The sequence below is a fragment of the Candidatus Babeliales bacterium genome, assembly GCA_035944115.1.
Classification (GTDB): domain Bacteria; phylum Babelota; class Babeliae; order Babelales; family Vermiphilaceae; genus DASZBJ01.
In genome coordinates this window covers 1-22,320 of record DASZBJ010000009.1, presented here as the reverse complement: position 1 = coordinate 22,320, position 22,320 = coordinate 1, and the positions used below count along the sequence as shown (strand labels likewise).

The following is a 22,320-nucleotide window of genomic DNA, read 5'->3' as shown; positions in this document are numbered from 1 at the left end:
CCATTCAACATTAGGTTATCTAACGCCGGATGAGTTTGAACAGAAATATCTTATAGGAGCAGTAGGGTGAAGCTCGCCTTACCGGCGACAGAGGTAATCCACTCTAGGTTCCTTGTGTCTACAAAACTGTTGCAAGATCATGGCTATACTTCGCGTGAAGCTAATTATTTTAACGTGAGTTCGGCGTAAAAATGTTTTTTTTCATATCTACAAAAGCCTAACAATAGGAGCAAAAAATATTGCCCCCAGTCGTTGCGAGCCTGCGCGGCAATCCAGGCTTCAATAGTTATACTTCGAATGTTGATTATAGAAACCGTATGGGTTATTTTCGTGGGTATTGCTCTGCACCCCTGGATTGCTTCGTAGACTCGCAACGACTATCGGAAACTAATGTCGCCTAGAGGATATTGTGAGTGTGATGTTTTCTAGTGTTTATTACATCGAACCCACGTTAATTAAATCTATGGCCCACCACCCCCGCATAAAAAAAGGATACTCAAAAGAGTATCCCTTTAATAATCTTAACCTAGATAGGCAAAACAGTTACTGTTCTGATTCTGCTGATGCATCCATAGCAGGCTTTCTTGCCGCAGTACGGGTAGCTTTGCTTTGCTGTGCTTTACCACGTTTTAGCAAGCGATCAGTTTTAGTTTCTAATACTTTTACCCCTTTATAGTAGCCACATTCTTTGCAAGCCACATGTGTAGCAAGAGGGGATTGGCAATTTTTACAACCGGTAATGGCCATTGGGTGCCACCCTTTATTAGCATTTCTTTTATATTTGCGCGAATGCGAACGCTTACGTTTAGGAACTGGCATGAAAAGTCTCCAAAAAACAGCTCAAAGTTCATAGTTCTCAATAAATAACTATCAAATTGTATACGATTTTCAAAAAAAGAGCAAAAAGTATTGCCTACTCTGCAAGTATCATTATTATATTTTTCGCTCCCATTGGCCCGTGAAATTCTGACTGACTGCCCCTGCGAGCTGTAACTCAAACAACTTTGCATTCATTTCAAAGAGGCCTAGTTGGGTAATGGTCATCAAATCATCGACCGTCTGAGGCCGAAATAATGCCTGTAAAATCATCCATTCTGGGCTATTTTTATCATAGTGGTGCGCAGGCTCCACCGATTTTTCCTGAGATTTCTTGCTCATGCCCGGCAGCACCAACTGCTGGTCGAGGTGTTCATCAACAGTTTCTTTTACCTGCTGGTGACCAAACGCAGCAAAAATATCATGTACTGAGGTTGCCAGCGTAGCCCCTTCTTGGATAAGCGCATGGCATCCGGCACTCAGCTCATCGTCAAACTGCCCAGGAATAGCAAACACCTCCCGACCTTGTTCAAGCGCATACTGCGCAGTAATCCGTGCGCCGCTTTTTTCAGCTGCTTGTACCACCAAGCACCCCTGGCTTAACCCAGCAATGATCCTGTTGCGCGCAGGAAAGTTGCCGGGCAGTGGCTCTGTTTGCAAAGAAAATGCGCTCATGACCGTGCCACCCGTAGCGACTACCTCATTAAAAAGGCGTTTATTGCTGTGCGGATATTCACATAATAATCCTGAACCAAGCACCGCAATCGTTTTACCGCCGACCTCCACGGTTGCTTTGTGGGCCATAGTATCGATACCAAAAGCACCACCACTAACAATCGTCCAATGCCTACTTATTAATTCGGGAACAATCTGATTAATAACCCGCTGACCATACTGATTCGCTTTACGCGCCCCTACCACAGCAATCATATTAGTTTGCCCAACCACTGGGTCATACAGCGGCGCTCCGCGATAGTAGAGTATCGCTGGCGGTACATGTATCTCTTTAAGCAGAGGAGGATAGGATTCATCCAAATTAGTGATCCATGAAAACTGATGCCGCTCTATCAGCCCCAGCTCTCTTTCAAGCAACGATCGATCTGATAAACCACGTACAATCGCATCCGCAACTGTGTATGGAAATCCAAATAACCGTGTGATATCTGATACAGAAATGGTGTAGAGATCAGTGAGCTCAAATGCATCCGGTTTATAATCACAAATCTGTTTTATTTTTGCAGGACCAACGCCATCAATCAGCGATAGGTGCAAAATAGTTTCATGTATATTCATGTTTTTATTGTAACAAATAGTGGGAACATGTAAAAAAGTCCCCTCATTCTGTACCAAACATTTTTAAAAGATTGTCTAAAGATAGAGAGCCTTTCGTTAAAGTATTGATTTTAGAAAACAAAACAAATTATAATTATAGGAAAATAGAACAAATAAAAAAACAAATGGGGTTGTCATGTTACGAAAAATACTGTCAGTTAGTGTAGTCACACTCATCATAGGATTACCATTACAATTATGCGGAGCAGCAGGACTACCAGAACTAAGACCAATCAACCAAGCATATTATAAAGCGCCAGGAGTTATAAAACCTGGCCAATGTGAATCCAAAGTCTTCTGGTTACAAACGCCCCATAATAATGATGCAATATTAATAGAGCTCAATGACCCTCAAGACAGCATCCCTGAAATAGCTATAGATGGACTTGCTAATTTCCACTATATCAGCACCGAGATGGACCAAAACTCTTCGAAATATATTGCTGTTCCTTCTGGTCTCTATTATTGGAAAAAACAAGCCTCGATAAAAGTACGTCCTACCGATCCTAGTTACTACACATATTCTCCTCAAACTGAGGAATTTATCTATGCACAAAGAAAAGCCGCTTTTAACCCCTTTATGCGACCCGAAGTATTTCAAAAATTTCGACAGAAAATGCAATTCATACAAAAATATCTTGATGATCCAGTCAACAATACATGGCATCCTTTTGATCAAAAATGGATTAATACCTTAACAACCAACGCTGGTCAAGTAGTTCATCATGCAGCTGCAGCCCTACCGCTACCTAAAGGCGCTGCACTGGTACAACCACTCGCCAAAGAGACAATTACAATCGCATCATCAAATGTGCTATCAGAGTCTCTTTATAAAGCATGGTTCAACAAAAATATCAACCGTAAAGCAAATATCTTACCCCTTGCCAATAGGCAAAAACTATTTAATGCAGCCTTCAGGAACTCCTTGCAACTTGAAGCCAAAGATTTCATCATGATGCAAGAGCATCCTCATGGACAAATTGAAGGAGGATTAAATACTCCAAAGGGAACCAATTATTTTTCCTTAAAATATGGTCTCCTTCGGAATGGGGCAATAACAGATATTGTATATAAAACAGGTTCTGCAGATCTCTATTATAATTCTAAAAAATTTATTCCAAAAACACCGATATTTGATTCTAGCGTTAATGCTAAAAATATCGCTAATGGACGCTACCTAGGAGCCATTTTTGAATTTATAGATCATCCTGGCTGCTATATTGGTATTGTCAGCGCGCATATCCAATGGGGAAAACCAAAACAAGTTCAACAACTTCTTTCTGATATTGACGCTGTTGCTCAACCTTATCCTGCAATGGGATGGATCATAGCTGGCGACTTTAATATGAACTATAACCAGCCCCAATCTAAATCTACCCAAGAAGGATTAGGGTATCTGAAAGCCGCAGGATTTATCGATTCTGGTGTAGGGACCACTGCCCAAAATAAACGATTTACTGCTCTGGGAAAGGTAGAACAATCTCCCCAGAACTATATAACCCTAATGGAAGGTATAGATTACATTTTCTATAAAAATTTACATCTTACAACAGGCAATACGTATCCAGAGATAGATCAATTCCCCGACCGACTTTTAACCAGCGGACATCCGTGGAATAATGGAGCAGCTACCTCTGATCGGGATCGAACATTCTACTCAGATCACGCAATTATAGGAGCAGAATTTGATTATGCCATTGCACAACCAGCAAAAAAACAGGTTCTGCAACCACAAGCTCCTCAACAAACGCCCGTCAAAAAAGGGAACGAAGAAACTGAATATCCATTATTTGATATATTTGGCGGAATATAATGACTCAAAATCCAAATAACCGTGTGACATCTGATGCAGAAAGCGAATACAGATCAGTGAGCTCAAATGCATCCGGTTTATAATCACAAATTTGTTTTATCTTTGCAGGACCAACGCCATCAATCAGCGATAGATGCAAAATAGTTTCATGTATATTCATATTTTTATTGTAACAAATAGCTATAACATGTAAAAAAAATAAAAAACGCTATGGACAATGCATGCATTTCGCCTTACTCTCTTCCCGCAACATACTATCTAAATTGATACGAGGACCATTTCATGTGTGAAACAACATTTCACTTTCTGTTGTGAAACAACATTTCACTTTCTGTTATTAGCAATACTCATTCTTGTGTCACCTATGACAATAGTATCAGCCAGCGACAACACACCCGGCCTTTCACCACAACTTAAAAACTATGACGTTACTGCGCTTCACGCTTTAATGCAATCTAAAAACCCCGGAATAGTGCTTGCTAATTTGTTAGAAGACACCATAGATAAGTTATGCACCTCAGATGAGAATCCAGAAACATTCAATCAAATCATCATAGACCTGAGGAAAGATTTAGCTGCTGCCACGCTCCACGCTAAACGCATATATAGTCCCAAACGTAAGTCTTCTAGCCCTCAACGAGGCTTACAAAATACCTTCTCTACAATGCCATATATACATTTAACTAACGTGTTACACGGATATCAGTCACATTTGAGAACCCCACACAATAATCATGCAAAGGCATTTCATATACTGGTTATGAATCTTAATACCAATGTTGCCACTATTGCCCAATCCATGCAGAACAGATTACCTATTACACATACCAATGACTAAAACAAATTTGTCTATACAATCATAATTTCATAGAATGTAATACAAATAAGAGTAGACAAGTAACCTTTTTCACCTTATCCTCTTGCCACGATATGCGCATGTCAAAGATTCTTTTCTTATTACGGTTACAAACAACATTCATTAAACAGAAGGATTCCTTATGAATTATACAAAATTACACATACTGCTGTTAACTGGGCTAACGATCACCTCCACATGCACTATGCATGCTGCAAACGAGAATGAGTTTCCTCAATTTTTAGCTGGTGGCGCAGAGGGATCAGAGAGCCCACGAACCTCAACAGTTCAATACCTTTTGGCGCTTAATGAATGCCTATCTGATGACGATGCTTATCAGGGTAATCCTCAGTCACTCTTACTGCTCATAGAATCAGCGCAAGCGAATCTTAAAAATGCCCATGGTCTTGCACGGACTCAATGTGAAGAAGAAGGCAGAGCGAAGGAAGCACAACGACGACGGGAAAAGGAGGAACAAAGAACGCAATTAGAAGCTCAGATAAAACAGCTGCAAAACCTAGAAGCAGCAGAAGCAGCAAAATTAAAGGCTGCGAAAGATAATTTTAAAAACAAACGCGCAGAAACTGCAAAAGCCCTACAGAAGGCACGAGCACAACTAGGATCTGCTACCCCGGTAAAACCAAAACTAGCTCCCTACAAACCTGAAGTCCCTGCATTGAGCGACAGTGAAAAAGCTCTGACCGCTAGTAAAAGGGCCGCTCGAAACCTTCACAACGCACACAGTGTTGGACAACAACAAAGAGCTCTTACCAATGGTAGAAAATAGCATTTGACTAAAAACGTTTTGTTAATAAAGGAACGAGGGGTTGATTTTCTAATCAACCCCTCGTTCCTTTATTAATGCATATTTCTAATAACAAATCACTTTAATCAAACATCACTGTATCTTCATCTGATTCTTCTTCAAGCTCCTCTGACTCTTCATATGAAAAATCATCTGCTTGAGCAAAGCCGTCAAAAGACACCGACTGCGATCCATCAGCAGCATACATCTTCACCCGTTCACCAGAACCAGTAACCGGAGCAGAAATATCACCTGCAGATGTTTCTCCAGTCTCATCTTCTTCAAATGCTGTGATACCAGATAACAACTGCCCTTCATCAAGACGAATTAAACGAACACCTTTTGCTTGGCGTCCCATAGTACGTACTTCTGAAGGAGACAGACGAATAATTTTACCCGCTTGATCAATTAACAAAATATTAGAACGTTCGCTAACCAATGCTAAGCCAACCACTTTTCCATTACGAGTAGTTGTTGGAATAGTACGTACACCAAAACCACCACGATGCGCAACACGGAAATCATCTACGCTTACTCGCTTACCATATCCACGATCGGTAGCAAATAAAATATCCTGTCCATCAGAAAGCACTTCCATACCAACAACGTGATCTTTTGGTTTTAAACGAATACCAATCACACCGGCAGCTTGACGTCCCATTGAACGAACTTCATCTTCCTTGAATCGAATACCTTGACCATTCGCCGTTGCTAAAACAATAGAACTGTTACCATTGCTAATTGCACAGAACGCTAATTCATCACCATCATGCAATGTCACTGCGCGAATACCCGTAGTACGAATTTTTGCAAATGCCATCGCATCAGTTCGTTTAATGATTCCTTCTTTTGTTACCATGACCATGAATTTACCTTCCATGTCACGCGTACAAATTAAAAGAACAACACGCTCAAATTCTTGCAGCGGTAATAAGTTAATAACTGCACGTCCTTTTGCGATACGAGAACCTTCTGGCACTTCAAACACCGTCATCGAATAGACACGACCAAGGTTGGTAAAGAACAGCAACTCATCATGATTTTTAGCAACAAATATATTTTGTACTATATCATCTTCCAATGATGCCATACCCATCTTACCTTTACCGCCACGATGCTGCACACCATATATTTCTACCGGCACTCGTTTGATATATCCCTTAGTAGTTAATGTCACTACCACGTCTTCGTCAGGGATCAAATCTGCTTCCGTTAAAATATCTACTGCACCTTCAATACGGGTACGGCGAGGATCAGAATATTTTTCTTTGATATCAACAAGCTCTTTTTCTACTTCTTTTTTCAGCACCAATTCGTCATCAATAATCTCTTGAAGGCGTGTGATGTCTGCTTTTATCTCTTCTTTCTCTGCATGAATTTTTTCTTGCTCAAGACCAGTAAGGCGCTGCAAACGCATTTCTAAAATCGCTTTACCTTGGACCGGAGTCAGCATAAATCGTTTGTTCAGTTCTACAATCGCATCATCTGCTGAATCTGACTGCTTAATTAACGCAACAATTTCATCAATGTTTTTAAGTGCAATCACAAACCCGGTAAGCAAATGTTCACGCTCGCGAGCCTTACGCACATCAAAAACACTTCGTTTATAAACAACTTCTTTGCGGTGACAAACAAAATGATGGAGCATCTGCTTAAGCGTAAATACCATTGGCTTATTATCAAGCAATCCCAACATCAAAATTGAAACTGATGTTTGCAAATTCGTATGTTTATACAGTTGATTTAAAACGACTGCCGGCTCTTCGCCTCGCTTAAGATCAATCACTAAACGCATACCACGTCTATCTGATTCATCTTTAATATTTGCAATACCTTCAACAATTTTATCGCGCACTAAATTTGCAATTTTAATCGTAAGATCTGATTTGTTAACCATATAGGGCAACTCAGTGACAATCAGACTGGTTCCCTTTTTAGTCTCTGCTATTTCAACGACTGCACGTAAAATCAACTTTCCGTGACCTGTTTTATACGCTCTTACAATACCAGAACGACCACAAATAATACCGCCGGTTGGAAAATCTGGAGCAGGAATAATATCAAACAGCTCTTCTTCTGCAATATCTTCGTTTGCTAAAATCGCCAAACAGCCATCAACTACTTCGCCAATATTATGTGGTGGAATCGATGTTGCCATACCAACCGCAATACCGGTTGTACCATTAATAAGCAAATGCGGTAGTTTACTCGGCAACAATGTTGGCTCAACCAAAGATTCATCAAAATTAGGAACAAATTCTACCGTTTCTTTATCAAGATCGGCAAGCAGTTCTTGCGTAATTTTTTCCATTCGAACTTCGGTATATCGCATTGCCGCAGCATTATCGCCGTCAACCGATCCCCAGTTTCCCTGTCCATCAAGCAATGGATAACGCTTAGAAAAATCTTGTACCAATCCAACCATTGCAACGTAAATAGCGTCGCCACCATGTGGATGGTACTTACCCATCACATCCCCTACAATACGGGCAGATTTATGATACGATTTATTATAATGAAACCCAAGTTGATGCATCGTATACAATATACGACGGTGAACCGGTTTTAAGCCATCTCTAATATCAGGGATTGCACGGCTCACAACAACAGACATGGCGTAATCAAGAAATGATTCTTTCAATTCTTGTTCAATTAAAACGGGTTTTATACCCTCATGTTTAATTTTGTCTTGATTATCTGATGAAGCCATAGACTAATCCTCTTTCAGTTGATAATTATCCATACAACTAACGCTAAAATAATGCATAGTTTTACGTATTATAGTGTACATTTAACCTATGCATAACACAAGGAACATACACGATCACAACCAGGAGACGCAACTATCTCTAACCACTATAAAAAATTTAATAAAAATCTCAAAATTTATATCTGATGATGCCAACACCCATCATAATAAATGCGGCCTCGCATTTTTGCATGCGAGGCCGTTAAATACGCAAATATTACTCATCCAAAACGGAGTTCGAATGATCTCTCTTAATAATATCTAAAAGAGTCCCTTCCTCTACAACTCCATCTTCTAACGTAAAAAGACTTTTCGGCCTTCCTTGTTCATCAACACCCATCTTGATCCGACAATTCTTAAAGGCTGCCCCTTCTTGCTCTCCTAATTTCGTCAACTCTCTCTGTTGCACCACAATCAAAGCGCAACTATTGGCAAACGTACCGACCTTGGTTAAGAACTTACGAGATTCATCCAGAGATGTCTTCGCATCGGTATGTGTCAACAAAGAATCATCAACCAATAAACAGGCAAACTGATTTTTAGGTAATGACTGGAGCATATGAATACATTCTTCTGCCCGTACCCATTCAGCTGAAAGTGACGAAGCGTCTTTTTTTGTATCATCAGAAACAACGATATACGATATTAATTTATGAAAGGGCGTAAGCTCCGCTTGACGAGCTGCTGCAAAGCCATACGTGTGTATAAAAACCAGATTAAGACCTGTTTCTCTTAGCTTATTTGATTTTCCACCTTTATGAGCTCCGGTAATAATGAGCTTATTGGCACCTTTATCAGCATTCAATTCAATGTCACTCGCAACAGCGGTAGCAGGATTAAGGCCCACATGCCATGCATCTTTGAATTTTATAATCGGCGTATCAGACGATGGAATGAAATCTGCAAAGCAGACTGGCGCTCCCTGCATCTCTTGTTCTTTGTACCACTGCGCAACGGAAACAAGTGCGTCTACTTCTGCTACACTTGCCATACACTCTTTTAAAGATGCTGACTGTTCTTTCAGTAGTTGATAGTTATATAAGGTTTTACCAATAGGAGAGCGACGCCTCAACGATTGTTTACTGTTAAAATAGGTATCATCTATGATGGGAGCAAACGTATTAACCTTAGACTGAATATTGGAGGCATCTGAGGCAGCAAATAGTTCTGAAGCATCATCATTCTTTTGCACACAATTATTTAACTCTGCAATGGCACGCAGACCACCTTTAACTGCGCAAACTCGCTTATATAGCTGATTTAACACAGCTGTTTCTGAACCCATTTGCTGCAATACTTCTTTAAGATTCACCAACTCCATCGCAACATGCACAGCGGTACCTACTTGATATAGGGTAATTAACGCATTCAAAACGCCAGCATAGGGCAACACGTCGGGAACTTTTGGAACAGGAGAGCAACAAGTATCTATGTGACCGTGATGACCATGGTGAGCATGGTGAGAATGGTGCGGCGCAGCATCCACGAGCGACGGCATACCATCATCCCCACTACTCTGCCGAACTAAATGAGACAGGAAGGCCCCAAGCGCATGATGTCCTAACGGCATAACAAAACCAAACAGCTTGCCGTAGCGACGAGCATCAAGGGCTGTGCTACTCTTATTAAATTTTTTTAGATAATCATTTTTAAAATAAAATGTATCAATAATCGTGGATGCAATCCGATCTTCCTGATTATTAATAAAGTAGTCAAAATCAGGCTCGGCACCTTTAACACGTGCTAGTAATCTTTTTGTTTCTTCTAGCAATGCTGGATTTTCAAGAAACAGCTTAAGTTTTTTTTGCTGAGAGTGAATCACTGAAACATCTGCTGTTGGATTTTTTAGATTATGCATCAACCGTTTTTTACCTGATGCGGTATAGGTTTTATCAAAGACAGAAAGCATTCCTTCATGGGAGTTGCAAGGACCAAGCTCCAAATCGCGCTCCTCTTTTGGTGTAATAACCGATGAAGTCGGCAAGATAGAATGACAGTGATCAGTTGCATTGCAATCTGAACATATATGATAAAAAAGCATTAATATAAAAAAGCCAAAACGAACAGTAAGATAACGAGAATTGTAATTCATAAAATTTCCTAAAAAATAATGATTAAACTATAGACTTCTTGCTTTGCAAAAACACCCTTAAACCGCAAGCATCATACGGTAAAAACATATAGTTAAAAAGCAGATATTATAAAGAACCCATTTAAATAACTAAGCCTTATAGGCTCTAAGCTAGCTAGACCTTATACCATTTTACTCAAGCTTTAGGATACCAAACGCCTCATTAAAGTCGAATGGATTGGGCTACGGCCCAATCCATCCATCATTTGGCGTCGACTGCTAACATCGGTGAAAACCTACGTGCTAGACAGGCTCTTATTCTGTTTTACTCTTTTTAGCTGCTGTTTTTGGCACACTTACATCTTCACTGAAGATTTCCAATACGCCATTAGCCGCGTCGAGTTTAACTACTTTAATATCTGGATTTTCTAACAAAAATTGAGACACCGGAACATAGATAAAGTTGTGTATTTCCCGTTTGAGTGGGCGCGCGCCAAACTCTTTGCTGTAACCCCGCTCAGCAACAGTGTTAATTAATGCATCAGTAATTGTTGCCTTGATATTTTTTGCGGCAAGCTTTTTTTCCAATTCTTTTATTTGAATGCTCGCTATTTTTTCTACATCAGCTAAATCCAGTGCTTTAAAGAAAACAATAGCATCGATTCTGTTTAGGAGTTCCGGTTTAAATCGCATATGCAGCAGTTTGTCTATTTCTGTTTTAACTGTTTCATCAATGGTTCCACGTGCAAGTAATAATTCGGAGCCGATATTGGAGGTCATAATAATGATGCAATTTTTGAACGAAACCGTTCTACCCTGACCGTCAGTTAATTTGCCTTCATCAAGAATCTGTAAAAAAATGTTGAATACATCAGAATGTGCTTTTTCTATTTCATCAAAAAGCACCACGCTATATGGGTGCCGACGAACTTGCTCAGTGAGTTGGCCACCTTCTTCATGCCCCACATAGCCTGGAGGCGCACCAATTAAGCGGGCAACTGAATGTTTTTCCATGTACTCAGACATGTCGATACGTATCATTTTTTGCGAGTCATTGAATAAAAAGTCAGCCAACGTTCTAGCGACTTCTGTTTTACCGACACCGGTTGGACCTAAGAACAAAAACGATCCGATGGGTTTATTCGGATCAGCAAGACCAGCTCTATGGACCTGAATCGCATGGGCAACTTTTTGCAGTGCTTCATCTTGGCCAATCACTCTATTTTTCAGTAGGGATTCCATATTCAGGAGTTTTTTTGTTTCTGATGAGGTAAGTTTTTCTACGGGGATCTTTGTCCAACGCGCAAGTACCATTGCTATGTCATGCTCGTCAACTTCTTGTTTGACTAACGTGGTGTCTATATTTTTTAATTTATTTTGCTCCTGGATCAATTTTTTTTCTAGAGCATCAAGCTTCCCGTATTTTATTTCTGACGCTTTTGCATAATCATCTCTGCGTTCCGCTGCTTGATAAGCCACTTTGGCTTCATCAATTTCTTCTTTTATTTTATTGATTTTTTCAAGAGGTGCTTTTTGTGTCTGCCATTGATTGTAGAGAGTTTTATGCCGTTCCTTCAGCTCAGCAAGTTCTTTTTCCAAATCAGTTAAACGTGTTTCTATAGCGCTTCCAGACTCTTTTTTAAGGGCAAGCTTTTCAATTTCCAATTGCCTGATTTTGCGATCGAGCTTATCTATTTCTTCTGGCTGTGAATCAATAGACATTTTAATCATAGATGCCGCTTCATCAATGAGATCTATTGCTTTATCTGGCAAAAATCTATCGGGTATATATTTATTAGAAAGAACTGCGGCATCAACGAGCGCTTGATCTTTAATGCGTATGCCATGATGGAGTTCATATTTTTCCCGGAGCCCGCGCAGAATTGAAGTAGTGTCTTCTACCGAAGGCTCTTCAATGAGTACTTTTTGAAATCTACGCTCAAGAGCTGCATCTTTTTCTATATATTTTTTATATTCGGCCAGTGTTGTGGCACCAATGCAATGAAGTGTGCCTCGCGCAAGGGCAGGTTTGAGCAAGTTTGATGCATCCATGCCGCCACCAGAAGCACCTGCACCGATGAGCATATGCAGTTCATCAATAAAAAGAATGATGTTTTCTTGACCTTCCTCTATCTCTTTTAACAACCCTTTGAGACGATTTTCAAATTCACCTTGATATTTTGCACCCGCTATCAGCAACCCCAAATCAAGAGAGTAGATAGTTTTATTACGCAGACCTTCAGGCACATCATCGTTGACGATACGTTGCGCAATTCCTTCTACAATTGCTGTTTTACCCACACCCGGCTCACCAATTAAAACCGGATTGTTTTTTGTCCTACGAGAAAGTATTTGTATCACCCGCCTGATTTCTTCATGTCGGCCAATAACCGGATCAAGCTTACCTGCACGTGCTTGAGTAGTAATATTTTGGCAATATTTTTCTAAAGTTTCATAGCGATTTTCTGCATTGTGATTGTCAGCAGTTCTTCCACGACGGATATTTTCCATTTGCTTAAGGATCTCTTTTTTGGTCAAGCCATGGTCAGCAAAAAAAGAGCGGATAGATGCCGGTAGATGCTTGGTGGTAACCCATTGCAAGAACAGATGCTCAAGGCTGATGTATTGGTCACCTAAACTTTCTGCCTCTTGCTTGCATGCTTGTAAAAACTCTTGTAATGATTCGTCTATGGCAACCTGTGCGCGATGAGCTCGCGGCAATGAATTGAGCTCATGCTCCACTAATTGTTGAAGTTGCATGACGGGAATTTCAAAAACATTAAAAAATGAAAGACAAAAGTCATTGTTCAGACATGCCCCAAGAGTGTGGATTGGCTTAAGTAGCTCATGGTTGTAGCGGTTGGCAATTCTGGCGGCTTGATTGAGTAAATCTTGTACCGAATCGGTAAATAATTGACCATTCATAGTCTGTTCTCCTTGATATAGATTATACTGTTAAAATATAATCACTGGCGTGCAATAATAACAAGTAAATTATCTACAACGTAGGTTGCCATATCGATCCAGTAAGCCAATTAAGACTCGCCTTTGCTGCTCCGTTCAACCATTCCAACGCTGACCATGACAACCATCCCCATTCTCGACAAAAAACAGGGTTTCCCCTACAATTAAAAAATATTATTAAATGAGCTTTACAAAGAAATAAAAAATTATGGATCTTAAAAAAATTGATCTCAAGCTGTTTACACCGGATCTTATCAGAAACTTCTCCATCATTGCCCATATCGATCATGGTAAATCAACATTATCAGATCGCCTTCTTGAAACAACCGGCACCCTCTCTGATCGTCAAAAAAATGAGCAGTTTTTAGACAAACTCCAGGTGGAAAAAGAACGCGGAATCACCGTTAAAGCACAAACCGCTTCTATGTTTTATGACTACAACGGCAAAACGTACCTTCTTAACTTAATTGATACTCCAGGCCACGTTGATTTTAACTACGAAGTATCTCGATCATTGTACGCATGCCAAGGAGCATTACTGTTAGTTGATGCTGCGCAGGGTGTTGCCGCACAAACCATGGCAAACTTTTATCTGGCATTTGACCAAGATTTATCGATCATTCCTATTATCAACAAAATTGATATGGCCAATGCCGATCCCGACCGCATAAGCGAGCAGTTGCATAAGCTATTCGATTTTGAAAAAGACTCAATTTTACTTGCATCTGCAAAAGCAAACATCGGCATCAAAGAAATTTTAAACGCTGCGATCGAACGCATCCCTGCACCAAAAACAAATCCTACTGGACTGCTCCGTGCCCTACTTTTCGATTCTTGGTATGACGAATATCGCGGTGTTATTTGTTTGATCGCGATCCATGATGGACAGGTAAAGAAAGGTGATCAAATATCATTTGCACATACTGGACTATCATATGATGTGCTTGAGATTGGGCTCATGTATCCAGACGAACAACCAATGGACGCATTATACGCCGGACAAGTTGGTTACATTATCACCGGCATGAAAACCGTAAAAGAAGCCCGCGTTGGTGACACCATGTTTCACGCCAAAAAGCCGGTCACCGCATTCCCTGGATTTAAACCCGCAAAACCGATGGTATTTGCCGGTATCTATCCCGTTGAAAACATAGACTTTGAACTACTTCGTGATGCAATTGAAAAACTAACACTCAATGATGCCAGCGTGACTGTTGAGAAAAAAAGTTCTCCGGCACTTGGCCTTGGATTCCGATGCGGATTTTTAGGACTCCTACATATGGATGTCTTCAGACAGCGCCTTGAGCAGGAATATGATTTATCAGTAATTGTAACCGCACCAAGCGTACTCTATCGCGTTAGACTGAAAAAAGATCAAGAAATTCTCAATCTAGAAAGCCCATCTGATTTCCCTGAACCAAACTTTATTGATGAAGTGCTTGAACCGATGATTATCGGTACCATCATTACCCCGCAAGCATATCTCGGGAACATGATTAAGCTGTGCGAAGAAAAACGGGGCGTACAAATCTCTTTATCATATATTGATGAAGATCGCATTATTCTGAAATACCGACTTCCACTGAATGAAGTTGCAACCGATTTCTATGATCTTTTGAAATCATTAAGTTCTGGATATGCAAGCTTTGATTATGAAGAGGCAGGATTTGATCCGGGAGACTTGGTCAAAATGGACATCCTTATTAATAAAAAACCAATTGATGCACTTTCCTGCGTAGTACATCGCGATAAGGCATACGATCTTGGAAAAGAATTGGTAGAACGACTACAAAAATCTATCCCCCGCCAAATGTTTGATGTTGCAATACAAGCAGCGCTCGGTGCAAAAATTCTCGCCCGTACATCCGTGTCTGCTCTGCGCAAAGACGTAACGGCAAAATGTTATGGTGGTGACATCTCTCGTAAGCGCAAACTCCTTGAGAAACAGAAAAAAGGTAAAAAGCGCATGAAACAAGTTGGAGATGTAGAGATTCCACAAGAAGCGTTTATGAGCATATTGAAAAAAGACGGTTAATAATTAGTGCAAAATAAAACATACCAAAAACAGGATTGATGGGTTCGTCAGAAAATCAATACGTGTATTGAAAATAATGAAACAGATGGTTTTAGCGGCAATTACAATGATATCCGCCCGTCGTCGCGAGCGGAGCGTGGCGATCCAGCCTTCAAAGTTCATGCCCTCACCCTCATTATTCAATATAAATTTTTGATTTGTAGTATTATCACAATTTTATTAAGCTGGATCGCCACGCAGGCTCGCGACGACGATTGTAAGTTACTTTTTCTGATCAATATTTGCAGATTGCGGATCGCACATTAGCCAATAAACCAGCATAGGAATTCCGTGAATAAAAATCAGTTTTTTTACATCATTATTCTACTTGCGCTCCCAATTGCAATCGCCTTCTATTTAATACAAGAAACAAAGCATACGACGAACAGTAAAAACAAATTGTTCGTCGTATGTACCACTACCATGATCACCGATGCTGTACAAAAAATTGGTGGGACTTTGATTGCAGTAAAAGGATTAATGAAGCCAGGGGTTGATCCACATACCTATCGCGCCCGAGAAAGTGATATTCACGCGCTTATTGCTGCTGATATTATTTTTTATAATGGACTCCATTTAGAAGGTAAATTAGCAGAAATTCTAGAAAAATTATCTACCAAAACAACTATTGCCATCGCCGATGCGCTGCCCAAAAATCAACTGCTCCAATCACCCGAATTTGAAAATTTATATGATCCTCATATCTGGTTTGATATCACCCTCTGGATGCACGTCGTTACACTCATTCGCGACACATTAATCACACATGACCCTGCACATGCTGCACTGTACACTAACAATGCAGATCTGTACCTCGAACAATTACACAATGTGCACGTCAGAATTACCCAACAGATAGAGATCGTTCCTCGTGAACAACGCATACTGATTACTGCACATGATGCATTTAACTATTTTGGCCGCGCATATGATTTTGATGTTGTAGGACTACAAGGTATTAGCACCGAATCGCAAGCAGGAACGGCTGACATAAAAAAATTGGTTGATCTTATTGTATCAAAAAAAATCCCTACTATTTTTGTAGAATCATCAGTGCCACAACGCACCATTCAAGCAGTACAACAAAGTGCTCATGCACGTAGCTGGCCCGTTGCAATCGGCGAGGAATTATATTCAGATGCATTAGGTACAAAAGACAGCCCTGCTGCTACGTACATTGATATGATGCAGTACACGGTCGATACCATTACACAAGCGTTATTGAATCGTGATCATACATCTATACCTACATCATAAAACACAACATACCAAAAAGGTTCCTCGATGAAATACACACCATTAATTGTAATGCTCATAATCCTATTAAACGGATCATTGAAACAAATACATGCCGCTGATGGTGAGCCTATCATTAATACTGATGGCTCTTCTTCTGACGATGAATCCACTAATCCTCTCGACCGTGAAACACAAAATCTCTTAATTTATAAGATGGCACTCTATTATCAAATGCCAGATTTCTCACAAAACAGTACATGGATGTGGAAGTATACCAATGAAAATAAAGACACATGCATCTCTATGATATGCAATACAATGTATAAAGTAACCTTAGATGCAGTCGACCCTGATACATGTCATAACAATACGATCGAACAACATTTTTTTACACCTTCATATGAAGAATGGGCAAAAGAAATATTCGAATCCTATTGGAGATCCGGTTGGAACCCAGTAATAGGTTCCCTCATAGTATTAATAGCTGTGGCAACAGAAGAAAAAAAAATCGTACCACCCACACTCACCCTTCTTGCAACTATACAAGGGTATTTAGGCGTTATTGTATATCTCTGGAAACTCAATAAAACAAGATCTTTAATCGCCGAAAGAAGAAAACAATTACGCGCTCAAAAAAAACCAAGAGATCCCTTGGAACTCGATACGCGAACGGCAATCCTCTCAGAGTATAGAACTGTGATAACTAAAGTCACTGAAGCAATACAAACAAAAATAGATGATTCTGGATGGAGCGAAAAAAAACCTGAACAAAAGAAAAAATATCTTAGGAGTACGTGTAAATTCGTTTATAATCAAACAATCAAGACCTACCAAGAAGCATTCCCGATGGCAATCTTTGATAACACAACCCTAGAAGATCTTGTTTCATCCAGTTCGACAAAAACTACTCCCACAGCATCATATACATCTTGGGCAAAAGACACCTGTTTGTCTCGCTGGAATCCATTAATCGGCATTGTTGCAGCAGCAACTGCAATCGAAGTAAAAAAAAGAAAACTTGCACCACCTGCTGTAATCACTGCTATGCAATTGGGTGCGTTCGGGCAATTCGCCATCAGCACCGGTGTGCACATTAAACGACTCGCCGAGAAAAAAAATCAACCTGCTAGGCTGCGCTAAAGTTACGAAGTGCTGGCAAACCACCATTACAAATGCATTGTTAAATAGTAAATAGTCGCTACACTGTAGGCCACTACTTTTTAAAAACACTAATCTCAACCACAAAAGATCTACTATGAAATACACAAAATTAATTTTAATTGTTGTAACTCTACTGATTATCCCCAGCACGCAATTATTTTCTGCTGAAAGCGATGCCGACCTTCCAGCACTTGTCCAACACGGTGCACTTCAGACTCCAAGAAGAGCTACAGATGAAGAAATTCGATATCTACAGCCTGCTCCTTACACTTGGATGGAGAACATGCTACGGTCAGGCTATAACCCATTAATCTGGGCTGCTTTAGGAACAATCATCGACCAATTAGCCGAAAAAGAAGTTGTATGTCACACCAAAATCAACGATGCGCGAAAGTTTACCACTCTATATGCTTTTGTAAGCATTGGTGTACAAATCAAACGATTTCACACAACATACACTGAAATAAAAAGATTAGAGGCTGATCCACGCTTCAAGAAACTGCATATGCATAGACAAATACAATGCACGGGCCATTCTCATTAAGGATTGCGAAACAGTAGATAATCGTTACACTATAGCCAAATAATTCTCAAATCACCAACCTCAATGACAAGGATTTACTTATTATGCAGCACATACAACTATATTTTTTAACACTGGCAAGCACCCTCATGTTATCTACTACACACATGCACGCCGCTGCACCGCAAGACCCAGCAAGCATACGAGAATCTTACACAGCTTATTTAGCGACAGCATCCATAGATATAGATACAGTTGCAGAAAGTAAACCAGACAGACGACTTGTAACACAATGCCGAGCAGTACACGCGAATACATTCGCTGCACTCTACGCAGTTTTCCCTCATATGAAAGTTGAACTTACGGTGTTAATAAACGATTTCCCTAAACGGTGGGTCTACAATACAAAACCAAGCGATGTGCCATCTTATTCCTCGTGGGCAAAAAATGCATTTCTATCTTTATCTCGGTGGAATCCCGCGATTGGACTTGCTGCACATTTGGCAATACAAAAAGCAAAAGAAAAAAAACTGGTACCTCCACCTATAGCGACAGTGCTTACATTTGCTACCCATGCACAAATGTCTATTAGCGCCTACGAACAACTAAGAAAATTACAGGCGATCAGAACTATCGCTCAAGCTCAACATGCTCAAGCTCAACGCCTGCAAGCGCAACGTCGCAAATAACTTTTAATGCATATACCCTTAAAGAGACTGGCCAACATCAGTCTCTCTTTTTTTATAAACCATATCTGCTACACTGGTTTTATAGATATATGGAATCAATAAAAAAACTATTATGAACTCTTGTGCAATAACCCTTAACAATCTCACCGTTGCCTATAACAACAAACCGGTGCTCTGGAATATCACCGCAGAAATTCCACAGGGTGTTATTCTTGGCATTATTGGTCCCAACGGAGCAGGTAAGAGTACCTTAATAAAATCGATTCTCGATCTCACAACACCAGTTTCTGGACACATTACCATCCTCGGCGGCTCATACGAACAACATCGCCATAAAATCGCTTATGTACCGCAACGATCAACGGTTGACTGGGATTTCCCTGCAACTGTGCTTGACGTAGTCCTTATGGGACGGTATGGCAGACTTGGCTGGTTTAAGCGCCCTACAAAAATTGATATCGATGCTGCATTACATGCTCTGGATCAAGTGGGGCTTTTATCACATGCTAACCATGCAATAAACAACCTATCTGGCGGCCAACAGCAACGTATCTTTCTAGCACGCGCACTTCTGCAAGATGCAACATTGTATCTTTTAGATGAGCCTTTTATCGGGGTCGATACGACCACCGAAAAAACAACCATGTCTGTATTAAAGACATTGCGGGATGCAGGAAAAACAATCATTTTGGTACATCACAATCTACAAACAGTACGCCACTATTTTGATTGGCTTTTTTTATTAAATATAGAAAAAATTGCATGCGGCTCTATTGATGATGTATTTGTTCCTGATTACATCAGCGCAACATACGGCACTGACATTTCACTACATATGCAGATCTAACATGGTACAAACAATGTATCTCTGGTTTATTCATAATTATACGCTGTGTATTGTTATGCTGGGCACCGGAATTTTAGGAGCCACGGCAGGTGCTATTGGAGTATTTGCAACATTACGCAAACAAACGCTCCTTGGTGATGCAATATCACACGCAGCTCTGCCTGGTATTGCAATTGCCTTTCTGTATTCACCACAAAAAACAGTATTTCCCCTTTTAATTGGTGGTGCTTGTACTGGCACACTTGCAACCGCACTGACCTTATATATCGCAAAAAAAACTACCATTAAAACTGACACGCTGCTGGGAATTATGTTATCTGTATTTTTCGGTATAGGACTGGTACTCATCACCATTATCCAACAACAAGAACATACCCATGCCGCCATCATTAATAATTTTATTTTTGGTAATGCCTCTACTATTTTAGTAAGCGATCTAATCTATCTAAGCGCCATTGCACTACTAGTACTTACCTGTCTGACAATCTGGTTTAAAGAATGTGCACTCACTACATTCGATCCCTCTTTTGCACATACTACCGGACATCGTGTAATTTTTTTTGATGTACTGCTCACTACATTACTCCTCTGCACAATCATCATCGGCCTACAAATGGTAGGAGTAATTCTAATGAGTGCACTCATCATTGCTCCTGCTGCAGCTGCACGACAATGGACTCATCATCTCCATATCATGGCATTGTTATCTGCAACTATTGGTGGAACGTGCGGCATTATTGGATCACTCATCAGCAACTCATTTGATCATATACCGACAGGACCAACTATTGTTATTTGTTTAAGCGTTATCGTCTTACTTTCTTGCTTAAGCACTACCCAAAAAGCACAACTATGAACATCGTGACCGCAGAAATTCTTGCCATAGCAGCACTCGCTACCATCGCATGCACCACCATTGGGACATTTCTCATACTACGAGATGTTGCATTAATGAGCGACGCCATCAGTCATGCAGTGCTACCCGGCATTGTAATCATGTTTTTATTCGTTAAAAAACTGGATTCGCCGCTTCTGATTATTGGCGCATCCCTTGCTGGCATTGCAACGGTACTGCTAACAGAGCTCATTATACAGAGCAAACGACTGAAAAAAGATGCTGCACTCGGATTTGTATTTTCACTCTTTTTTTCCGTAGGAATTTTACTTATTTGTAAGTACACCCGCAACGTACATTTAGATACCGATATGGTAATTTTAGGAGAACTGGCGTTCACTCCATTTACCAGGCTCGTTATTGCAGGGCACGATTATGGGCCTTCAGCCTTATGGAGCATGATCAGCATCACGCTTGCTAATCTTACTTTTATTATCTGTTTCTACAAAGAGCTCCTACTAACCACCTTCGATGCTACTTTTGCCAGAACAGTACACTGCAATCCAACAACGTTGTACTACGCGATTATGATCTTAGCGAGCATCACCGCAGTTGGTAGCTTTCATCTTGTTGGTTCAATTGTAGTAGTAACCTTGATGCTTGCACCAGCTGCCACCGCATATCTCCTGACAACCCGCCTATCTTCCCTTTTATTTTTAAGTTGCGCGTTGGGAACTACTGCAACTTTAATTGGTTACTTACTCGCACATTGGGCAGATGTGTCCTTAGCGGGATCAATCGCAACGGTCCATGGCTGTATGTTTTTATGCAGCTTTTTATTCGCACCGCAAAAAGGAATTTTACACAGCACATTTTTTCATCGTGCAGCATACAACAATATGCTTGCCATGATCCTATGCACCTACCTCATACAACATAAAGACAAATACCATAGCGCAACGACTATAGCACAGAATCTCAATTGGTCGCATACACAAACCACTGCAACAATCGAATATGCACTCTCACAGCAACTCATACTAAAAAGTACGAATGTCATTGCAATCACGGACTATGGAATTGCAGCTACCAACCAATATTGCAAGAAAATTTGATTACTTCTCTGAATAAAGAAAAAATTTCATGCGCAATAATCAAGATACTCAGGAAAATCATTATTCTTAATGGCTTTATAAGTTTTTAAAAACACATAAGGAAGAACATGCAAATTAATGCTTGAATCCTTTGGTTCGTATGTAATATTAGGATTAGTAAGATCCATACTATAAATCGCTTCGTGTGTAATATCTGATGTTTCAAAAAAATCTAATATTTTAGAAATAGAGTCAATCCTTATATAAAAATGTGCTCCATCAAAATCATTAGTTGAAACTACATAATAATAGAGGTTCAAGAGAGCAAAAACTACATCTAATAAAAACCATTAATCCTGATTGGATAGATTTGTATGAGAATCTCCTTTATTAACGAGGCTAGATTGCTTCGTTCCTCGCAATGACTGCGTAAGAAAACCCTTTTTATCACA

Annotated in this window: 17 protein-coding genes; 11 read left to right on the top strand and 6 right to left on the bottom strand. The window is 40.1% G+C overall.

Features of this window, described 5'->3' with window-relative positions; translation table 11 throughout:
• Positions 1-543: 543 nt before the first annotated feature.
• Positions 544-819 (bottom strand): 50S ribosomal protein L32, encoded by a 276-nt coding sequence (gene rpmF / locus VGT41_00660; GenBank protein HEV2600783.1) that lies wholly within the window; start codon positions 817-819, stop codon positions 544-546.
• A gap of 114 nt (positions 820-933) precedes the next feature.
• Positions 934-2,109, bottom strand: a complete 1,176-nt coding sequence (gene dprA / locus VGT41_00655; protein ID HEV2600782.1) for a DNA-processing protein DprA — start codon at positions 2,107-2,109, stop codon at positions 934-936.
• A 175-nt stretch (positions 2,110-2,284) separates the two neighbouring features.
• Here dprA and VGT41_00650 point away from each other — a divergent pair, with 175 nt between their 5' ends.
• Positions 2,285-3,961: an endonuclease/exonuclease/phosphatase family protein gene (locus tag VGT41_00650; protein HEV2600781.1), complete on the top strand. Its 1,677-nt coding sequence runs from the start codon at positions 2,285-2,287 to the stop codon at positions 3,959-3,961.
• 4 nt (positions 3,962-3,965) lie between these two features.
• Here VGT41_00650 and VGT41_00645 read toward each other — a convergent pair whose 3' ends face one another.
• Positions 3,966-4,121, bottom strand: a complete 156-nt coding sequence (locus tag VGT41_00645) for a hypothetical protein (GenBank protein HEV2600780.1) — start codon at positions 4,119-4,121, stop codon at positions 3,966-3,968.
• Positions 4,122-4,247: 126 nt separating this feature from the next.
• Between VGT41_00645 and VGT41_00640 the strand changes: the two genes are divergently transcribed.
• Both VGT41_00640 and VGT41_00635 read left to right on the top strand, forming a co-directional pair.
• Entirely contained in the window at positions 4,248-4,799 is a 552-nt protein-coding gene (locus VGT41_00640; protein ID HEV2600779.1) for a hypothetical protein, read from the top strand.
• Between the two features lie 160 nt (positions 4,800-4,959).
• Entirely contained in the window at positions 4,960-5,604 is a 645-nt protein-coding gene (locus VGT41_00635) for a hypothetical protein (protein HEV2600778.1), read from the top strand.
• A gap of 100 nt (positions 5,605-5,704) precedes the next feature.
• Here the strand turns inward: VGT41_00635 and gyrA are convergent, their stop codons facing one another.
• From gyrA to VGT41_00620, 3 genes are all read right to left on the bottom strand, one after another.
• Positions 5,705-8,332, bottom strand: a complete 2,628-nt coding sequence (gyrA, locus tag VGT41_00630) for a DNA gyrase subunit A (protein ID HEV2600777.1) — start codon at positions 8,330-8,332, stop codon at positions 5,705-5,707.
• A gap of 256 nt (positions 8,333-8,588) precedes the next feature.
• Positions 8,589-10,463 carry a hypothetical protein gene (locus VGT41_00625; protein HEV2600776.1) on the bottom strand — a complete coding sequence of 625 codons (1,875 nt, stop codon included), beginning with the start codon at positions 10,461-10,463 and terminating at the stop codon, positions 8,589-8,591.
• Positions 10,464-10,757: 294 nt separating this feature from the next.
• On the bottom strand, positions 10,758-13,367 hold the full coding sequence (locus VGT41_00620) for an AAA family ATPase (protein HEV2600775.1): 2,610 nt from the start codon (positions 13,365-13,367) through the stop codon (positions 10,758-10,760).
• Between the two features lie 247 nt (positions 13,368-13,614).
• On the opposite strand from VGT41_00620, the gene lepA reads away from it, so the two are divergent.
• The 8 genes from lepA to VGT41_00580 all read left to right on the top strand — a co-directional run bounded on the left by lepA (position 13,615) and on the right by VGT41_00580 (position 21,889).
• Positions 13,615-15,441 carry a translation elongation factor 4 gene (gene lepA, locus VGT41_00615; protein ID HEV2600774.1) on the top strand — a complete coding sequence of 609 codons (1,827 nt, stop codon included), beginning with the start codon at positions 13,615-13,617 and terminating at the stop codon, positions 15,439-15,441.
• 330 nt (positions 15,442-15,771) lie between these two features.
• Complete coding sequence (locus tag VGT41_00610) at positions 15,772-16,737, top strand: zinc ABC transporter substrate-binding protein (protein ID HEV2600773.1); 966 nt, start codon at positions 15,772-15,774, stop codon at positions 16,735-16,737.
• A gap of 27 nt (positions 16,738-16,764) precedes the next feature.
• A complete protein-coding gene (locus tag VGT41_00605) occupies positions 16,765-17,859 on the top strand; it encodes a hypothetical protein (protein HEV2600772.1) in 1,095 nt (364 codons plus the stop codon).
• 115 nt (positions 17,860-17,974) lie between these two features.
• Entirely contained in the window at positions 17,975-18,424 is a 450-nt protein-coding gene (locus VGT41_00600) for a hypothetical protein (protein HEV2600771.1), read from the top strand.
• An 83-nt stretch (positions 18,425-18,507) separates the two neighbouring features.
• Positions 18,508-19,092 (top strand): hypothetical protein, encoded by a 585-nt coding sequence (locus VGT41_00595; GenBank protein ID HEV2600770.1) that lies wholly within the window; start codon positions 18,508-18,510, stop codon positions 19,090-19,092.
• Between the two features lie 112 nt (positions 19,093-19,204).
• Complete coding sequence (locus VGT41_00590; GenBank protein ID HEV2600769.1) at positions 19,205-19,939, top strand: metal ABC transporter ATP-binding protein; 735 nt, start codon at positions 19,205-19,207, stop codon at positions 19,937-19,939.
• 1 nt (position 19,940) lies between these two features.
• Complete coding sequence (locus VGT41_00585; GenBank protein ID HEV2600768.1) at positions 19,941-20,795, top strand: iron chelate uptake ABC transporter family permease subunit; 855 nt, start codon at positions 19,941-19,943, stop codon at positions 20,793-20,795.
• On the top strand, positions 20,792-21,889 hold the full coding sequence (locus VGT41_00580; protein HEV2600767.1) for a metal ABC transporter permease: 1,098 nt from the start codon (positions 20,792-20,794) through the stop codon (positions 21,887-21,889). Before VGT41_00585 ends, VGT41_00580 begins: the two co-directional genes overlap by 4 nt.
• Positions 21,890-22,320 lie beyond the last annotated feature (431 nt).

What these genes read in the sequence shown, in the direction of transcription:
- dprA (HEV2600782.1), bottom strand. Translation starts at nt 2,109, where the DNA reads ATGAATATACATGAAACTATTTTGCACCTATCGCTGATTGATGGCGTT.
- lepA (HEV2600774.1), top strand. Translation starts at nt 13,615, where the DNA reads ATGGATCTTAAAAAAATTGATCTCAAGCTGTTTACACCGGATCTTATC.
- gyrA (HEV2600777.1), bottom strand. Translation starts at nt 8,332, where the DNA reads ATGGCTTCATCAGATAATCAAGACAAAATTAAACATGAGGGTATAAAA.
- VGT41_00605 (HEV2600772.1), top strand. Translation starts at nt 16,765, where the DNA reads ATGAAATACACACCATTAATTGTAATGCTCATAATCCTATTAAACGGA.
- VGT41_00625 (HEV2600776.1), bottom strand. Translation starts at nt 10,463, where the DNA reads ATGAATTACAATTCTCGTTATCTTACTGTTCGTTTTGGCTTTTTTATA.
- VGT41_00590 (HEV2600769.1), top strand. Translation starts at nt 19,205, where the DNA reads ATGAACTCTTGTGCAATAACCCTTAACAATCTCACCGTTGCCTATAAC.
- VGT41_00600 (HEV2600771.1), top strand. Translation starts at nt 17,975, where the DNA reads ATGAAATACACAAAATTAATTTTAATTGTTGTAACTCTACTGATTATC.
- VGT41_00635 (HEV2600778.1), top strand. Translation starts at nt 4,960, where the DNA reads ATGAATTATACAAAATTACACATACTGCTGTTAACTGGGCTAACGATC.
- VGT41_00645 (HEV2600780.1), bottom strand. Translation starts at nt 4,121, where the DNA reads ATGAATATACATGAAACTATTTTGCATCTATCGCTGATTGATGGCGTT.
- rpmF (HEV2600783.1), bottom strand. Translation starts at nt 819, where the DNA reads ATGCCAGTTCCTAAACGTAAGCGTTCGCATTCGCGCAAATATAAAAGA.
- VGT41_00650 (HEV2600781.1), top strand. Translation starts at nt 2,285, where the DNA reads ATGTTACGAAAAATACTGTCAGTTAGTGTAGTCACACTCATCATAGGA.
- VGT41_00585 (HEV2600768.1), top strand. Translation starts at nt 19,941, where the DNA reads ATGGTACAAACAATGTATCTCTGGTTTATTCATAATTATACGCTGTGT.
- VGT41_00595 (HEV2600770.1), top strand. Translation starts at nt 18,508, where the DNA reads ATGCAGCACATACAACTATATTTTTTAACACTGGCAAGCACCCTCATG.
- VGT41_00620 (HEV2600775.1), bottom strand. Translation starts at nt 13,367, where the DNA reads ATGAATGGTCAATTATTTACCGATTCGGTACAAGATTTACTCAATCAA.
- VGT41_00580 (HEV2600767.1), top strand. Translation starts at nt 20,792, where the DNA reads ATGAACATCGTGACCGCAGAAATTCTTGCCATAGCAGCACTCGCTACC.